This is a genomic window from Domibacillus sp. 8LH, from assembly GCF_038806185.1.
Lineage (GTDB): Bacteria > Bacillota > Bacilli > Bacillales > Domibacillaceae > Domibacillus > Domibacillus indicus_A.
In genome coordinates, this window is the sequence record NZ_JAVJNG010000182.1 from 1 (window position 1) to 264 (window position 264).

Consider the following 264-nt stretch of genomic DNA (forward strand, 5'->3'; position numbering starts at 1 on the left):
TCCCCTAACTGATAGGAGGAGGTAATTAAGCTGAAATCTTTAATGGCATCTACTTCGTTTTCTTTGCCGATCGAGACATTAATACCATGGTCTGTATGTTTGAGCAGGCTAATTATTTCCTCTTCTTTATCCATCATGGTAAAGAAAGAGCGGATTTTATCCACATCATTAAATTCAGGCTGTCTTAAAATATTGGATTTACCACCAATATAAAGTTTGACCGGGTGATCTGACAAAAATGCTGCTTTAAGGTAATCATAGGAT

1 pseudogene is annotated in these 264 nt (G+C 36.4%); it reads right to left on the reverse strand.

From position 1 onward, the window contains the following. A pseudogene (locus RG959_RS24340) lies at positions 1–264 on the reverse strand (HrcA family transcriptional regulator); the annotation flags it as partial.